Annotated in this window: 19 protein-coding genes; 11 read left to right on the forward strand and 8 right to left on the reverse strand. The window is 34.8% G+C overall.

Going from position 1 to position 16,978, the window contains the following annotated elements:
- Positions 1-166 precede the first annotated feature (166 nt).
- The 8 genes from C7P63_RS03140 (at position 167) to C7P63_RS03175 (ending at position 7,988) form a co-directional block, all read left to right on the forward strand.
- Entirely contained in the window at positions 167-406 is a 240-nt protein-coding gene (locus C7P63_RS03140) for a hypothetical protein (RefSeq protein WP_207852924.1), read from the forward strand.
- The gene (locus C7P63_RS03145) at positions 403-1,749 is read left to right on the forward strand and encodes a tripartite tricarboxylate transporter permease (protein ID WP_125942703.1); all 1,347 of its coding nucleotides are present in this window, start codon (positions 403-405) and stop codon (positions 1,747-1,749) included. The genes C7P63_RS03140 and C7P63_RS03145 overlap by 4 nt, the downstream gene beginning before the upstream one ends.
- Before the next feature lie 33 nt (positions 1,750-1,782).
- Positions 1,783-2,739: a mevalonate kinase gene (gene mvk, locus C7P63_RS03150; RefSeq protein WP_125942704.1), complete on the forward strand. Its 957-nt coding sequence runs from the start codon at positions 1,783-1,785 to the stop codon at positions 2,737-2,739.
- Complete coding sequence (mvaD, locus tag C7P63_RS03155; protein ID WP_125942705.1) at positions 2,733-3,713, forward strand: diphosphomevalonate decarboxylase; 981 nt, start codon at positions 2,733-2,735, stop codon at positions 3,711-3,713. The genes mvk and mvaD overlap by 7 nt, the downstream gene beginning before the upstream one ends.
- 63 nt (positions 3,714-3,776) lie before the next feature.
- Positions 3,777-4,853, forward strand: a complete 1,077-nt coding sequence (locus tag C7P63_RS03160; protein WP_125942706.1) for a phosphomevalonate kinase — start codon at positions 3,777-3,779, stop codon at positions 4,851-4,853.
- A 14-nt stretch (positions 4,854-4,867) separates the two neighbouring features.
- A complete protein-coding gene (gene fni / locus C7P63_RS03165; protein WP_125942707.1) occupies positions 4,868-5,920 on the forward strand; it encodes a type 2 isopentenyl-diphosphate Delta-isomerase in 1,053 nt (350 codons plus the stop codon).
- 103 nt (positions 5,921-6,023) lie between these two features.
- Positions 6,024-6,701, forward strand: a complete 678-nt coding sequence (locus tag C7P63_RS03170; RefSeq protein WP_125942708.1) for a DUF6320 domain-containing protein — start codon at positions 6,024-6,026, stop codon at positions 6,699-6,701.
- 12 nt (positions 6,702-6,713) lie between these two features.
- A complete protein-coding gene (locus tag C7P63_RS03175) occupies positions 6,714-7,988 on the forward strand; it encodes an alcohol acetyltransferase (protein ID WP_125942709.1) in 1,275 nt (424 codons plus the stop codon).
- A 37-nt stretch (positions 7,989-8,025) separates the two neighbouring features.
- On the opposite strand, the gene C7P63_RS03180 is transcribed toward C7P63_RS03175, so the two are convergent.
- A complete protein-coding gene (locus C7P63_RS03180; protein ID WP_125942710.1) occupies positions 8,026-8,346 on the reverse strand; it encodes a DMT family transporter in 321 nt (106 codons plus the stop codon).
- A 321-nt stretch (positions 8,347-8,667) separates the two neighbouring features.
- On the opposite strand from C7P63_RS03180, the gene C7P63_RS03185 reads away from it, so the two are divergent.
- Positions 8,668-8,868: a cold-shock protein gene (locus C7P63_RS03185; protein WP_125942711.1), complete on the forward strand. Its 201-nt coding sequence runs from the start codon at positions 8,668-8,670 to the stop codon at positions 8,866-8,868.
- Positions 8,869-8,905: 37 nt separating this feature from the next.
- Here C7P63_RS03185 and C7P63_RS03190 read toward each other — a convergent pair whose 3' ends face one another.
- From C7P63_RS03190 to C7P63_RS03215, 6 genes are all read right to left on the reverse strand, one after another.
- Entirely contained in the window at positions 8,906-9,343 is a 438-nt protein-coding gene (locus tag C7P63_RS03190; RefSeq protein WP_125942712.1) for a GNAT family N-acetyltransferase, read from the reverse strand.
- Positions 9,344-9,373: 30 nt separating this feature from the next.
- Positions 9,374-9,673: a hypothetical protein gene (locus tag C7P63_RS03195; RefSeq protein ID WP_125942713.1), complete on the reverse strand. Its 300-nt coding sequence runs from the start codon at positions 9,671-9,673 to the stop codon at positions 9,374-9,376.
- 121 nt (positions 9,674-9,794) lie between these two features.
- Positions 9,795-10,739, reverse strand: coding sequence for an anti sigma factor C-terminal domain-containing protein (locus C7P63_RS03200; RefSeq protein WP_125942714.1), 945 nt, complete (start codon positions 10,737-10,739; stop codon positions 9,795-9,797).
- A gap of 2 nt (positions 10,740-10,741) precedes the next feature.
- Positions 10,742-11,215 (reverse strand): RNA polymerase sigma factor, encoded by a 474-nt coding sequence (locus tag C7P63_RS03205; RefSeq protein WP_125942715.1) that lies wholly within the window; start codon positions 11,213-11,215, stop codon positions 10,742-10,744.
- A gap of 154 nt (positions 11,216-11,369) precedes the next feature.
- The gene (locus C7P63_RS03210) at positions 11,370-12,263 is read right to left on the reverse strand and encodes a bifunctional 5,10-methylenetetrahydrofolate dehydrogenase/5,10-methenyltetrahydrofolate cyclohydrolase (protein ID WP_125942716.1); all 894 of its coding nucleotides are present in this window, start codon (positions 12,261-12,263) and stop codon (positions 11,370-11,372) included.
- Between the two features lie 280 nt (positions 12,264-12,543).
- On the reverse strand, positions 12,544-13,113 hold the full coding sequence (locus tag C7P63_RS03215) for a TetR/AcrR family transcriptional regulator (protein WP_125942717.1): 570 nt from the start codon (positions 13,111-13,113) through the stop codon (positions 12,544-12,546).
- A 284-nt stretch (positions 13,114-13,397) separates the two neighbouring features.
- On the opposite strand from C7P63_RS03215, the gene C7P63_RS03220 reads away from it, so the two are divergent.
- Complete coding sequence (locus tag C7P63_RS03220) at positions 13,398-14,636, forward strand: aminopeptidase (RefSeq protein ID WP_125942718.1); 1,239 nt, start codon at positions 13,398-13,400, stop codon at positions 14,634-14,636.
- A gap of 109 nt (positions 14,637-14,745) precedes the next feature.
- Here the strand turns inward: C7P63_RS03220 and C7P63_RS03225 are convergent, their stop codons facing one another.
- Entirely contained in the window at positions 14,746-16,179 is a 1,434-nt protein-coding gene (locus C7P63_RS03225; RefSeq protein WP_125942719.1) for a 6-phospho-beta-glucosidase, read from the reverse strand.
- A gap of 290 nt (positions 16,180-16,469) precedes the next feature.
- On the opposite strand from C7P63_RS03225, the gene C7P63_RS03230 reads away from it, so the two are divergent.
- Positions 16,470-16,961 (forward strand): VanZ family protein, encoded by a 492-nt coding sequence (locus C7P63_RS03230; protein WP_165863758.1) that lies wholly within the window; start codon positions 16,470-16,472, stop codon positions 16,959-16,961.
- The last annotated feature ends 17 nt before the right edge of the window (positions 16,962-16,978 follow it).

Here is a 16,978-nt window from a genome sequence, read left to right on the forward strand (position 1 = left end):
TCAAGAAGATTGCTGCCAGCAATCTTCTTTTCTTTTTAAAAAAAGGATTAAGGCCACTTTAATTTCATGCTTTTTTACTGATTTTCTTGTAAACTACTAAAGTAGAAGAACTATTTCAGTCATAGCAACTTATAACATCAAACCAGTTCAGAACAGGAGAATTTTTATGAAAACAAAACTACTCTATATTTGGCAAGATGTGGTTGGTTTAAAGGATTTACTAACCAGTATTTTTTTATCTGTGACCTTAACCATGGTTGGATTTTTCTTAGCTCCTTCCAATAATCAAACCCTTCAACTTTTATTAGGTTTAGTAGGGGCGTTACTGGCTTTTTTTATCAATGCTAAAAGAATTCAACCGAAAAGAATCATTCAAAAAGAAGTGAGAGGAGACTCTGATAAATGAGCTGGATACTAGTAAGTCAAATGATATTAGCTGCTATTTTAGCCATTGGGTTATATACCATTATCGGCTTTATTCCAGGAACAGATGAAACCTCTGTTTTAATGCCGATTTCCTTAACCTTAATTTTAACAGGGATTCATCCTTTAGTTGCTCTTAGTTTTTTCGTAGCAGCTTTTGTTACGTTAGGTCTGATGAACTTAATGCCTACTTTAGTGATTGGACTACCAGGTGGAGTTATGTCTACCCCTATGATTAGTCATGCTCTTTTTCTAAAACAACAAGGAAAAACAGCTACTGCGATTAAAAAAGCTACTTTAGGCAGTGTGATTGGAGTTTGTATTTCTTTGCCGGCTAGTTTAATTTTAATGCAGCTAATCTCCCCGATAATTGAGCCTTTAAAAGCTCATGCTGCTTGGTTATTTATCTTAGGAGCTATCTTTTTATCTCTGATTAGCAAAGCTAAAATTTTATCTCTGCTCAGCATTGTTCCCTTAGCTATTTTATTCCAAAGTTTGCGGAGTCTTTATTGGCAAATAGGGTTAGTACCTGAAGGAAAAAATATTACTACCTCTTTCTTTTTAGGAATAACTGTCGCTCCTTTACTCCTATCTCTTTTATCTTTATTTCATCAAGAAGAGAGAAAAAAATTAGAAAGAAAGCATTACCAACAAGCTTATATTCCAAAAATTCCGCCTCATTCTCTCAATCCTAAAGGGGTTTTAACTTCTCGTGAGCGGAAAAGTAGTATCTTAGCCACCCTCCTTGCTACTCCTTTATTTGTGCTAAGTCCAGTTGGTCTGACTATTTTATTAGGAGAAATGATGGGAAAAAAAGAAAAAGATCCCGTTAAACAAGCAGAAACCACTATTGTCACTATGAGTGCCTTAGCTCAAGGTACTTATATGTCCGGCTTAGTCATCTCTGTTATTGCTTTAGGTATTCCCATTGCTCCTGCCGCAATTGGACCAGGTGCCGCTTTTTTTGAAGCTCCACCTATTTTTTCTATTAATCATACAATTACGGATCAATTTACAACAGGTGAGTTACTTGTGCCTTTTTTAGTTGGTAGCAGCCTAGCGCTTGTCCTAGTTTATTTAATTGCTATGCGCTTTGCCGCTCCGTTAACGCTCTTTGTTCAAACCAAAATTCCTCATGAAGCTATTTTAGCTATCTTCATCTCCCTAGTTGTTCTACTAGGCTATATGGATGCAGGTTTACTTAATGTTTTTGCTATTATTCTTATCGCATTAGCTTGTGGCACCCTTAACCGATTAGGGGTTAATTATGGAATTCAATTTATGACTTTGTATGCTGCTCCGTTTTTGATACAATTATTTAGTTAGTGACTTTATTTTGAAGAAAGAAGGATGAATGTAATGTCAGAAAGCCCCTATAAAAAAGGTATTGGCCAAGCTCATGGCAAAATTATTTTAATGGGAGAACATTCCGTAGTATATGGTGAGCCTTCTATCGCTATTCCTTTTCCAGCTGTAACGATTCAAGCGACGGTCAAACCTGCCGAAAAGGCAACAACCATTGCTTGTGACTTTTATCAAGGTGTTTTAGAAGAAATGCCTGAATTGTTAGAAAGTGTTAAACAAACGATTCAAGTCTGTTTAAATACGTTAAATCATTCCACAGACTATTTATCCATTCAAATCGATAGTACCATCCCTGCTGAAAGAGGAATGGGATCCAGCGCTGCTGTGGCAGTTGCCACTACACGAGCCATTTATGATTTTTATCAAACGCCTTTATCTCAAAAGGATTTATTAGCCATTGTAGATGTTGCAGAAAAAATTTCCCATGGCAACCCAAGTGGCCTAGACGCTTTAATGACTAGTAGTGATTGTCCCTATTACTACATTAAAAACCAAGCCTTTGAGCCGGTTATTTTAAATTTAAATGCTACTTTAGTTGTGGCAGATACTGGTCACACAGGTCAAACAAGAGAAGCGGTTAGAAGTGTATCAGACAAACTAAATGGGCCTAAAAAAGAAATTTATCAAACATATATTCACAGATTAGGTCGCCTAGCAAAAGAAAGTCGCCAGTATTTAAGTGAAAATAACCCTTATGAGTTAGGCAAAGCCATGAACCAAGCTCAAATTGCCCTAGCAGAATTAGGAGTTTCTAGTCTAGAATTAGACCGTTTAATCGTTTCGGCCTTGAGTAATCAAGCATTAGGTGCTAAATTAACAGGTGGTGGTCGTGGCGGTTGCATGATCGCTTTAGCAGAAAATCAAAAGATTGCTAAAAAAATTGCAGAAGCACTGGAAAAAACAGGTGCTAACCAAACTTGGATATATGAAATGAGTGAATCCCATTGTTAAATATTGTAAAAGCTAGAGCCCATACTAATATTGCCTTAATTAAATATTGGGGAAAGAAAGATCCCCACTTATTTATTCCGATGAACAGTAGTTTATCATTAACCTTAGATGAGTTTTATACTGACACCTCAGTCAAATGGCTACCAGTGACTGAGTCTGATGTCTTTTATTTAAACGGAGAAAAACAAAGTCAAGAAGAAACAAAAAAAATCTCCGCCTTTTTAGATTTATTCCGAGAAAAAAGTCAGCATTTTTCTCCCATTGAAGTAGCCAGTATAAATTTTGTACCAACAGCAGCAGGCTTAGCCTCATCCGCCTCCGCCTTTGCGGCACTAGGGGCTGCAATGAACCGATTGACTGGCCTTGATTTATCTGAAGAAGACTTATCTACTTATATTAGACGTGGCAGTGGTAGTGCTACTCGAAGTGTTTTTGGTGGATTTGTTCAATGGACTAAGGGCAATAGTCACAAAACCAGTCGGGCAAAATTTATCGATGACGCTAGTTGGGACATTGGCATGCTAACCTTGGTTGTTAATTCCAACAGCAAAAAAATTTCTAGCCGACAAGGTATGGCTCATACAGTCAACACCTCTCAGTTTTATCCTGCTTGGGTAGAAGCTGCTAATCAAGACTTAATAGCGATTAAACAAGCCATTGCACAGCGAAACTTTCAAAAATTAGGAGAAATTACAGAAGCTAATGGCATGAAAATGCACGGAACCATGTTAGGAGCTAATCCTCCTTTTTGCTATTTTGAACCAGGTTCTATCCTAGCTATGAATGCTGTTAGAACTTTACGTGAACAAGGATATGCTTGTTACTTTACGATGGATGCTGGTCCCAATGTTAAAGTCTTGTGTCGGAAGAGTCAGATGAAAGAATTACAAACTCAATTTCAAGCTCTTTTACCTGATTTGACTATTATCTCCTCTGGCGTCGGTCAAGGCATTCAAATTTTAGAAAGCCATTAATCATTAAACTGAATAATCAACAGATATCTTAACAAGATATCCTTAAAGAAAGGAAATTTTCGCATGATTCAACAAAGTGCTCCTGGTAAATTATATATCGCAGGAGAATATGCTGTAACTGAACCTGGGTATCCAGCTGTACTTGTTGCACTGAATCAATATATTACAGTATATTTAAAACAAACAACTAATGGAGGAAGTATTTGCTCAAGCCACAGTAAGGGAATGAGCATTCCTTGGACACGAGTTAATGGTCAATTTGTCATTGATCAACGGGAAAATCCTTTTGCTTATGTAGAAGAAGCCATTAAAATAACCGAAGACTATGTTCGTGAACTAGGTTACCCACTTACCTTCTTTGATTTGCAAATTGAAAGTGATTTAGATAATGCTGACGGCAGAAAATACGGCTTAGGTTCCAGTGGGGCTGTAACTGTTGCTACCATTAAAGCCTTACTTACCTTCTATAAAGTAAACAAAGAACCTTTAATCGTCTATAAATTAGCAGCACTAGCTCACCTAGCCTTAAATAGTAATGGCTCTTTCGGTGACTTAGCGGCTAGTTCCTTTGGAGGATGGGTTGCCTATGCTAGTTTTGATAAAGACTGGGTTAACCGTCAAAAAAGTACCCTTGCTTTAACTCAATTATTGCATCAAGACTGGCCTAAATTACATATTGAAGTGTTAACTCCACCAAAAGATTTACGCTTAATGATTGGTTGGACTGGAGCACCTGCTTCAACGACTCAATTAGTGGATTCAGTCAAAGATAACATGGAAAAACAAAATGCCTCTTACCAGCGCTTTTTGGCTCAAAGTTATGATTGTGTCCATCAATGTATTGAAGGCTTTAGACATCAAAATGCAGAACAAATTCAAGCAGCTATTCGAAAAAATCGTTTATTATTACAAGCCTTAGGACAAAACAGTCAAGTTTTAATTGAAACAGAAACCTTAGCAACCTTGTGTGATTTAGCAGAAAAATTCGGAGGAGCCGCTAAGTCTTCTGGTGCAGGTGGTGGAGATTGCGGGATTGCTCTTATGAATACCACTCAATCAGTCGCTCCCTTAATTGAAGCTTGGCAAGCACATCAAATCGAGCATTTGAATTTAACTGTCCATCAAGATAATAAGCATTAGGAAAGGATAACGGTATGTCAATCATTGATCAAAAAAGAAAAAATGAACATGTGGCACTAGCTCAAAAATTTTATCACAAGACTCAGCCCAATGATTTTGATAGAATCACCTTAATTCACCACTCCTTACCTACTGTCAATCTCGATCAAGTTTCTTTACAAACCAGTTTTGCTGGTCTGTCTTTTGATGCTCCTTTTTATATCAATGCAATGACAGGGGGCAGTCAAAGAACGAAAAAAATCAATGGAGATTTAAGTTTGATTGCTAGAGAAACAGGTTTAGCCATGGCGACTGGCTCTGTTAGCAGTGGTCTTAAAAATCCAGACACAGTAGATAGCTATCAAATTGTTAGAGAACATCATCCAAATGGAATTATCTTTGCCAATTTAGGTGCTGAACATTCCGTTGAAAATGGTAAAAAAGCAGTAGATTTACTAAAAGCAGATGCCCTTCAGATTCACCTAAATGCGCCTCAAGAATTAGTTATGCCAGAAGGAAGCAAACAATTTTCTACTTGGCTCGATTCTATTCAAAAAATGGTGAAAGAAGTCGGGGTCCCAGTGATTGTCAAAGAAGTTGGTTTTGGTATGAGTCAAGAAACCATTGCCGCTCTTAAAAGTTGCGGGGTAACAACCATTGATGTTAGTGGACAAGGTGGCACTAATTTTGTGGAAATTGAAAATGAACGCAGAAAACTGAAAGAATTCCACTATTTAGAAGATTGGGGACAATCTACTGTTCTCTCTCTTTTAGAAGCTTCTTCTTACACAACTGAGTTAGATATTTTAGCTTCAGGAGGAATTCAAACCCCTGTACAAGTAGTTAAATCCCTAGTATTAGGAGCTAAATCCTGTGGTGTAGCAGGTTATTTTCTTCATTATTATTTAAAAGAAGGAATCGAGGCAACTATAGAGGAAATAGAAACTTGGAAAGAAGTTATTAAAATGATTATGACCTTAACTAGTAGCCAATCTGTGGCAGATTTACCTAAGGCTTCTTTTGTCCTAGACAGCTATCTAGTAAACTGGTGCCAGCAAAGACAGCTAACTGCTATTCCATTTTGTTAAGCATATGCTAGAATAAAAGTAGAGAGAGACTTTAAACGGTTCTTTCTCTACTTTTTCTTATAAGCTTTATATTTATTATTACGTACAAGTAAAGGAGAAACCAATGACTTACTGTTTACATTGTCAAGTAGAAGTGGACAAACAACATACTCATTGTCCTTTGTGTCAAATGAAATTAACAAATCAAACAGTCAATACTCCCTTGAGTTACCCTCAGTACCGAAAACCTAAACGAAACAAAAAATTACGAATCAAAGTTTGGCTATACGCTACTATTGTCCTAATAACAGCTACCATTACCCTTAATATCTTTACCTGGCATCTTTATCCAGTTAAATGGTCGCCGATTATCGTCATCGCCAGTTTTTACTTATGGTATTTAGGATCAGACATTTACCGGCACTTTAACATCAATACTCTTGCTAAAATTTTATGGCGAAACTATCTGTTACTTAGCGCCTTATTAATCATTATTGATGTGTCTTTTGGCTTTTCTAGATGGTCCCTTAACTACGGTGTGCCTTTAACTGGTATTATAACTGGGCTACTAATGACATTTTGGTCTTTGGTTAATAAATCGATGTGGCGAGATGACATTGGTTATATCTTGCTTACTTTAGGCATTAATGTTATTCCTTGTATTGTCTTTTTATTTGAAGGTATCACAGTTCTTTGGCCAAGTCTTATTTCACTACTTTACGGTTTATTAACTGTTCTCGGCTTATTTATTTTTTCAGGCAAGCGACTACTATATGAATTACAAAAAAGATTTCATTTTTAAAAGGAGAAACCTATGCAAAGTTGGTATCAATTAGATAATGCAGCAAAAGTATTCCCTTCTGTTACAGGCGATAGTAATTCCTCTGTTTTTAGAATTAGTGCGACTTTAAAGCAGCCTGTTGATCCTGTGGCTTTACAGCATGCGGTTGAAAAAGTAATGGTTCGTTTTCCTATGTTTTCAGTACGGTTACGTAGAGGTATTTTTTGGAATTACTTAGATGCTAACCGAAATCCGTTAACCATTCAAAAAGAACAGTTACCTCCTTGTCGGCCGATTGATCCTATGCTATCCAAGGGTTATTTACTCCGTGTTCTTTATTATCATCACCGGATTACAGTGGAAATTTTCCATTCATTAACAGATGGTACTGGCGCTTTAGAACTTTTAAAAAGCATTTTATTACAATATTTTGCAGAATGTGGCAATACCGTTTCAAATACAGAAGGAATTAAAACCATTTATGAATCTCCTACTCCTTCTGAAGTAGAAGATAGTTTTAAGGCTAATTACACCCCTGTTTACGCAGAAACCCCTAGAAGTCCTAGTTCCTTCCATATTAAGGGGGTGAACTATGGTAATGAGGATAACAGTGTCACTCATGGTATTTTAAATAGTCAAGCTGTCTACAATAAAGCCAAACAGTACGGAGGCTCTTTAACTGCATATTTAGCTTCTGTCTTAATTTATTCTATTTATCAATGCAATCAAAACCAAAAAGCGATGAAAAAACCTGTCGTAATTGCTATTCCGGTTAATTTAAGACGGGCTTTTCCTTCTAAAACCTTACGTAACTTTTTCAATGTGATTAATGTTGGTGCTTATATGGATGACACCATGACGGTTGAAAAACTAGTCCCTTTAGTTCAAGAGATGTTACAACAAAAAACATCTAAAACTTATTTACAGTCCTCAATCAATAGTAATGTAAACTTTGAAAAAAATATCGCATCCAAATTTGTGCCTTTGTTTGTCAAAAAATATTTAATGCGGATTGGTTTTTCTCATTTAAGCGAACGAAAAAAAACCATCACTCTCACTAATTTAGGGAAGGTTAGTTTACCTGAAGAAATAAATCAGCAGCTTTATAATATGGAATTTATGGCCTACCCTACCCAAAAAAGTCCAATGGCTTGTGGGATGATTACTTGCCAAGATCAATTAACGATTACTTTTATTAAAAATATTATCGAACCAGATATTATCCAGTATTTTTTCTCTTATTTAGCTAGTGAAGAACAATTAGCTGTCAAAGTTTATAGCAATAATCTTCAACCTACCTTTAATTAAAAATACGCAGCCCATTTAAGCTGCGTATTTTTAATTATTAGTTACCTGAAGTTAATTTAATTCCTATAATGCTAACAAGTAATAATATTGTAAATATCCAAGTCAATGGATTTAGCTTGTCTCCAAAAAAAATAACTCCTATTATAATAGCACCCAAAGCACCAATTCCTGTCCAAATGGGATAGGCTAAACTTAAAGGTAACACTTTAGTAGCTTTAGCTAATAAGACAAAACTAACAATCATACCTAATATAGTTAGTATTGTATAGGTTCCTTTGCTAAACCCAACACTTAACTTCATCATAGTCGCCCAAAAAACCTCTGTTATTCCTGCTAATACTAAATAAATCCAAGCCATCTTAATTCCTCCTAAAAAATAAATAGAATGTTACGTAATTTCTTCTATGACCTAACGAAATTACGTAACATTCTATTTTCACCCGGTGGTGAATCCTATTTAATTTCTTTTAGTATACCATAAAGCTATATTAAAAACAAAAAATAACCAATATCCAACTTTTTCAATAAATAATATCAAAAAAGTTTGCATTATGTAAAAAAGCATGATATATTAATTAATGTAATAAATTTAATTAAGTAATTGAGTATATTTTTATGATATAGCTACCTCATTATGTTAAGTAACTATTACAAAAAATAAAGAGGAGGTATATCTATAATGGAAAATGGAACAGTAAAATGGTTTAACGCTGATAAAGGTTTTGGTTTCATCACTACTGAAGACGGAAAAGATGTTTTTGCACACTTTTCAGCTATCGTTGGTGAAGGATTCAAATCTTTAGACGAAGGTCAACGCGTTTCTTTCGATGTTGAAGAAACAGACCGTGGCTTACAAGCAGTTAATATCAACAAAATCTAGTCACTTTAAAAGACTTCCTTAATAAGGAAGTCTTTTTTTATTTATACCAAATCATACTTATCTCCTCTTCTGTCCTTTCTTCATCCATCGACTTTTTCACTTCAGTAAATCCCTGACTTAAATAAAATTGATAAGCTCTTTGATTCTTTTGATAAACTGATAGTTCTAAACACTCTCTTTCTTGTTGTACAGCTAAAAGCAACTTTTTGCCAATCCCTTTTCTTTGATAGGCCTTTCTAACAAAAAGTCCTGCAATATAATCATCCATCAATCCTAAAAAACCGACTATTTCACAACTACTCTCTTCACGGTAAATAAACAAAGTAGCTTCTGGCAATGCGTTTTCCACTTCTTGATATTTAGACTCCCAATAACTTGCATCAATAAAATCATGAGCTTCTATATTAGTTTCTAACCAAATTTGCAGAAGTTTTGTTAGATCCTGCTGATTTATTCTCTTAATTATTTCGATCATGTTACCTCTCGCTTTCTATTTATCTCTTATTTACCCCTTAATCTTTTCAACTCTAATTACACAACTAGCTAGTAGTTGAGGTGGAATCGACCGTGTCATGATAGGTTGATCCTCTGTTACCAAACGAATACTGACACCTTTTTTTAACTCAGACCAGTCAAACGGTAAATCAACTTTCTCTTTTGAAATAATTAACACCACTTCATTTAAATGAGCTAAGACTGACTGATCGATATCTTCGTTAATAGCTTTAATCTCTTTTAGAGTTATCCTAACCCCTTGTTTACTGTCTTGAGCTAAGTCACTAATAACTGCCGTAAATTGTTTCATCCACTGTCTTCCTTTTCTATTCATTAATCGTTAACCTTTGATACCTTCTTTTATTTTACCAAAAAAACTGATAAAACAAAAAAAGCTACCTTAAAAGAAGGTAGCTTAAAAAAACAGTTAACTATTGATTTACTTTTACGTTAATATAAGGAACACATTCGATAGTTGTTCCTACTGAACTTGCTTGAATAAATGATTGATCTACTAACTGTTTAAAGTCTTCTGTTCGCCCTGTTACAATGACTCCTTTAAAAGGCGCCTCTGCTATTTGATCAATGTTTTTATATTGTTTCCATGTCTTGTCATATATAGAGATGCCATTTACCTGATGTTCATATTGGTCTTTAGCTAAGGTTAGTTGCTTTTTGAAAAACTCATAACTTTCTTGTTTTATTTCACTTTTTTCTGCTTGATAACCAATAACTGGCATACCTGAACTTGCTTGATTTTCTTTACCTAAAGCTCCAACCCAATACCAATTGATTTCTAAATTATGAGGAATCAATTGACGAATTTCTTCATAAGAGTAACTTCGGTCAAAGGTTAAAGCAACTTCGCCTACATAATTTTTCATGCTAGCCATTTTTTCTAATTCATTCGGTTTAGGATTATTTTCAGCATTTTTTCCTGCTTTATCGTTATAAAACACAGGAACTTTTTGATGAGTTAAACGGTCATATCCATCTGATAACATATCCTGAGAGGAGTCTGCTTGATTTTGCCAACCAAATAAGCCAAATGGCTGATTAAAGGCACTCCAAGGGACACGGTAACCAGCTATCTCTTTATATCTATGACTAGTGACTGTTCCGCTTAATAACCCATTATTTGTAATATAGCGGCTATTACTTTGGATATTAGGAGCTTGGATTGTTTCTAACACTGCCACATACTCATCTGTTTTCTGATAAGCTTTTCTAACAAAGACTTGGGACGCTTGATAGCTTATTCCTAAAACGATTAAAATCGTTAATAAACTAATGCCTAAAGTCGTCAAGTTTCTTTTTCTTTTTACCTTTTTAGATAATTGTTTAAATTCTGCGTCTAATTGATTTAATTCTTCCATTTTTATTTCTCCTTTAATTGTTGTTTTAATGTTTGTCTAGCTCGATACAAATCTGTCTTAATTTTTCCTTCTGAAAGATTCAAAATTAAAGCCATTTCTTTTATTTGAAATTGCTGATCGTATTTCATCATCAAAATGGTTTGTTCATAAGACGTTAACCCTTCCAAAGCTTGCAGCAAATCATCAGGTTCTGTTTGTTCTAACTGCCAACTCTCTAGTGATAAATATCGTTCTTGTAAAATTCGGTCATAGGTTTGTCTTCGGCGATGTTTATCGATAGATGTTCGGATAGCTACCTGATACATCCAAGCTCGTAACTTATCATAGGGAATGACTGTATCTAACTCCAATAATTTAACAAAGACATCTTGTGAGATATCTTTTGCATCCGCTTCTGATAATCCCATTTTAATTAAATATTTCATAATTTCTTTTGAGACTTTTACAAGATAGTCTTCATATTCATGGATTTTCATTCCTTCTTACCCTCCTCACCTATATAACGAATGAGACACGCTAAAAGTTTCAATTTTTTTAAAAAACTAAATTTATTTTATTAAACTAATCTTTAAAGGAGAAAACGAGATGAAAAAAGCTTACTAAACTAAACAGTTAGTAAGCTTACTTCTATTATATATCACTTGACCAATAATCTTCTTTGATTAAATGCTGATTGTAACAAAAAGCAGAAAAAACATTTTCTAATAAAGAAGGCACAGTCAATTGACCTGTTCCATTTGGTGTTTTAGTTGCTAAAATAGCTTGCCGCTTAGCCCTAATTTCCTCTAAATCAAAGTCACCTTTTAGTTTGCCATCTTCTCCTAATGTGATACCCACATCAATTAATACCGTTTCATCTGATATATAGCTACTATCAATACTTAAAGGCTGTCCCGTTGCACTAATCACAACTTGAGCTTGTTGGCAAAGAGATTGAGCTAGTCTTTTAGGTGTATGACTATTTAAACAAACCAAGGTCCCATTCATATTTTGAACCACTCCTTGCATAGGTTTACCAAATAAGTCAGAACGACCTAACACAACCACTAACTTACCTTCTAAATCAATCTGATTATCATAAAGTAATTTCTCTACCCCTAATGCTGTCGCTGCCACGTGTCTATTACCTGATACACTTGAACATAATAAACCTAATGACTCAGGTTTTAAGCCATCTACGTCTTGGTTAACAGACAATAGCTGAATAAGACGATCAGGCTCAAGATGATCAAACATGGGTAACTGAAAAATAACCCCGTCATATTGAGGTAATACGTCTTTTATTTGAGTTTCTAGATCTTCTTGTGTAACACGAGACTCTATTTTCAGTAAATCCACTTGCATACCAACTTCTTCACCAATTTTTATCTTTCTTTTGGTATACACACGAGAGGCATCGTCATGGGATGCCAATACAATTAATAAGGACGGTTTCTTGCCAGTTAATTGTGTCGTTGCTTGAGTCGCTTGTTTTAACTGTTGAATCATTTTATGTGCTTGTTTTTTACAATCTAAGAATTCCATGGTTCTACCCCTCTCTTTTTTCTATGTTTTTATCTTTATGTCACACATACTTACCCTATATAAAAACTAAGTATGTCTTTTAACATACTTCATCCATTGACGTTTGTCTATAGGTAAGTGTTTTCACTCATTAAAAAGGTGTCTGATTCCTACATTTTGTGAAAAAATAAGTGTAAACAAGCAAAAAACTTCAACCTTTAACAGGTTGAAGTTTTATACTTATTTACACTTATTGAGACTAGCTTCACATATATAACTAAAGAAATTAGGCAATAGTTTATTATAAAATAAAGGTATAGTCATTGTTTTCGATAATACCACGGGTTACTTCTCTCATTAAATCAATGATTTTTTCATCAGATGGATTAATTAATCCACCAGATTTTAAAGAAGCTAAACCAGTTGCTACTACCCATGTACCTGAAAATAGTACTTCTTTTTTCTCTTGGCTTAAATTTTTAAGTTTTTCATCGCCACTAATTTTTTCCATAAACAAATCATAACTAAATTTGTTTAACTTAGTTCCGCCTGAATGTTCCTCTACATATAATGAACGATACAATACTTTTTCTTCTGCAGCAAAATGTACGTAATTTAAAGTCATATCCACAATAGGTGCCCCAGTAATGACTTGAGAAAAGACTTCTTCATGTAAATAGCCTTCAATCTTGTCAAATAACGCATTCTTTAAGTCATCCATGTTTTTAAACTCTAAATAAATAGGTTGTGTAGAACATTTCATTTTACTAGCAATGTTACGAGCGGTAAACCGAGAAAAACCTTCAGTAGCAACAATTTCATAAGCAGCATTCAAAATGTGATCTTTTGTTATTGTTTTTTTTCTTGCCATAATAGTTCCTCCTTAATTATCCAAATCAGCATGTTTATCAAAAATCATCACAAAAACCTTGAACTGTCAACATCATCCTTCTCACTAAATATATTGTATCATGAATCCCTCAATAAAAAAAGAAACAACTTTATTTTATGTTATAAATTTTACTTGTTTGACACTGTTTGGCTTAACATAAAATATTATTAAATTCCTTTGTTTTTTCATTTAAACCTCTTTTTTAATTATACAACAAAACAAATGATTTTATGATATAATTAGCTCAAAAAGGAGGTTATTTTATGAACCAAAAAGAACTAGATACATATTTAGACAAATACGCTAAATTAATCGTAGAAACAGGGGTAAATGTTCGTAAAAACCATACAGTTGTATTGCGTATAGCAGTAGACCAAGTAGTTTTAGCTCGAAAAATCGTCAAAGAAGCTTATCAACATGGAGCTAAACAAGTGATTCTTCAGTGGAGCGATGATTTGATTCAACGAGAATTTTTCCTTCACGCTGACGAAGAATGTTTAACAACTATTCCTGAGTATAAAGTCGATGAAATGAACGACTGGGTAGAAAAAGGGGCTAGCCGCATTAGCATTATTTCTTCAAACCCTGATGCTCTAAAAGGAATAGATTCTGACCGAATTGCTACTTACCAAAGTGCTATGGGAAAAGCTTCTACTACAATGATGGAAGCAACTCAATCTAATAAAGTCAGTTGGTTAGTTGCAGCAGCTGCAGGTAGCGAATGGGCTGCAAAAGTCTTTCCAGAACTAGCTTCTTCTGAAGAACAAGTCATGGCTTTATGGGATCAAATTTTTAAAACAACTCGTATTTATGACAAAGATCCTGTTCAAAGTTGGACAGATCATGATGCTCTTTTAACTAAAAAAGCGCAAGAATTAAATGAAGCGCAATTTGATGCCCTTCATTATACAGCTCCTGGAACAGACTTAATCGTCGGTTTGCCAAAAAATCATGTTTGGAGCGGAGCAAGTAGTCTTAATAGCCGGGGTGAAAAATTCATGCCGAATATGCCAACTGAAGAAGTCTTTACTGCACCTGATTGCCGCCGGGTAGACGGAACAATTGTCAGCACTAAACCTCTTAGCTATGCAGGAACTACTATTAGTGGCATGTCTTTCACTTTTAAAGATGGACTAATTACTGAGTTTTCTGCAGAACAAGGTGAAGAAGTTTTAGGAAAATTATTAGCAACAGATGAAGGAGCTAAAAAATTAGGAGAAGTAGCACTTGTACCAGATCCATCTCCTATCTCTCAGTCTGGTGTGACTTTCTACAACACACTTTTCGATGAAAATGCTTCTAACCACTTAGCAGTTGGACAAGCCTATGCATTTTGTGTAGAAAACGGCACAGAAATGTCCTATACAGAATTACAAGAAGCTGGATTAAACCGCAGTACCACCCATGTTGACTTTATGGTAGGTTCTAATCAAATGAACATCGACGGAATTAAATCAGATGGAACTCGGGTACCTGTTTTCCGTAACGGTGACTGGGCTTAAATTAGTATTTGACTCTGACTTATTCCACAAAAAAATAAAAACTCGCCAGTTAGAAATAATTTTTCTAATCGGCGAGTTTTTTTAGTTACTTATTTATCAACTGATTTTCTTATTTGCTAGATAAATCTTCTCCATTTGTTGCAATAACTTGTTTATACCAGTCAAAAGATTTTTTCTTACTTCGTTTTAAGCTGCCTTCTCCTTGATTGTCTAAATCAACATAAATGAACCCATACCGTTTTTTCATTTCCCCAGTACTAGCAGAAACTAAATCAATACAGCCCCAAGTAGTATAACCTAATAAATCCACACCATCTTTTTCTACTGCATCTTTCATGGCTTGAATGTGTTGGCTTAAATAGTCGATACGGTAATCATCTTGAATTTCTCCTACCTCACTTGGCACATCTACTGCTCCTAAACCATTTTCAACAATAAATAAAGGTTTTTGGTATCGGTCATAAATCTCATTTAAAGTAATACGTAACCCTAAAGGATCAATTTGCCAACCCCATTCACTTTCTTCTAAGTAAGGATTTTTAATGGAAGCAAAAATATTACCTTCAGCTTTTGGGCTACCTTCTTCTTGACTAGCAGCTACTCGTGAAGAATAATAAGAAAAAGAAATAAAATCGACCGTATATGTCTTTAATAACTCCAAATCTCCTGGTTCCATTTTAACGTCAATTCCTTTTTCTTCCCAGTCAATTACGGCTGCCGCTGGATAACTGCCTCGCGCTTGGACATCAATAAAGAAATAATTTTGTTTATTTTCTTCATAGGCTGCCCACACGTCTTTAGGATTAGGTGTTAGCGGATAGTAAGAGCCGGCTGCTAACATGCACCCTACTTGATTATTGGGATCTACTTCATGGGCAATTTTAGTAGCAAGGGCACTAGCTACTAATTCATGATGGGCTGCTTGATATTTAATTTGTTCTTGATTTTCTCCTGGTTCAAAACAAATTCCAGCTGCCATGAAAGGAGCATGTAGGAGCATATTAATTTCATTAAAGGTCAACCAATATTTGACAAGGCCTTTATACCGATTAAAAACTACTCGGCACAATCTTTCATAAAAAACAAGCATGTCTCGGTTACGCCAAGAACCGTATGTTTCCACTAAATGCATAGGTACATCAAAATGAGTAATCGTTACTAGTGGCTCAATACCGTATTTTTGACACTCTTTAAAGATATTTTCATAAAATAATAGCCCAGCTTCATTTGGTTCAAGTTCATCTCCTTTTGGAAAAATCCTAGACCAAGCTAGAGATAAACGGTAGGTTTTAAATCCCATTTCTGCAAACAAAGCAATATCTTCTTTATAGTGGTGATACATGTCTATCCCTACTTTAGCTGGATAAAAATGGTCATCGTCAAAGGCCCAATGTTTTTTTTGACCGGTCATAATAGCCATTCGGTCTTCTCCTTGTGGCATTAAATCCACATTAGCTAATCCACGACCATCTTGATCATACCCACCTTCACATTGATTAGCCGCAGTTGCACCGCCCCATAAAAAATCTTCTCTAAATCCCATGCTAAAATCCTCCTCGTTTTTTTATCCTATAAACTATTTCTTACTATTTTTAAATATATGATAAGTTATCATAAATGCCCAATTGTTAATGAGATAAACTTACTTATAGTTAATTTCAGCTCTTGTATAAAAAGGACTATATTACCTCCCTTCAACTTAAACACGTTATCTTTATACCGTTTCAAAATAAGGATATATTTTATTTAGCATTTTGTAAAGAATGACCCTCTTTCTTTTGTTTCTATAAATAGTAGGTTATACTAGATAAAAAGAAAGGATCTTGTTATTTCGTGAAAAAAAACTATCATAAAACACTACAAGTCATTGCTATAAGTTACTTAATCTTATTAATAGGTAGTCACTGGTTCTTACTGCCTGTAACACCCTCTGAGGTAAATCTTATCCCTTTGAAATCTATCTACCAACACTTATTTCTTACCCATGAGCCAATGCTTGTCTGGAGAAGTTTCATTTGGTTTGTTCCACTAGGTATTTATTTATTAGCATTGCCTTCTGTTCCTGATTTTACGAGAAGTATCAAAATTGTCGGAATTATCAGTTTGCTGGTTCAACTAGGGCAATTTATTTGGCAACAAGGCTATGTTAATATTGATGATTTTTTACTTAATCTACTAGGTGGGGTTGTAGGTTTCACTATTTACACAGGCATTTGGAACTATAACAGCAGCCGAGAAAAAGCTAAAAAAATTATCACACTCTTATCTCTTTTTGTTGGCCTTCCCACTTTATTTATGTTTATTACTTATTACCTTACTAAATAAAAAAACTTTTAAGCTAT

Source organism: Vagococcus humatus (assembly GCF_003950325.1).
Lineage (GTDB): Bacteria > Bacillota > Bacilli > Lactobacillales > Vagococcaceae > Vagococcus_C > Vagococcus_C humatus.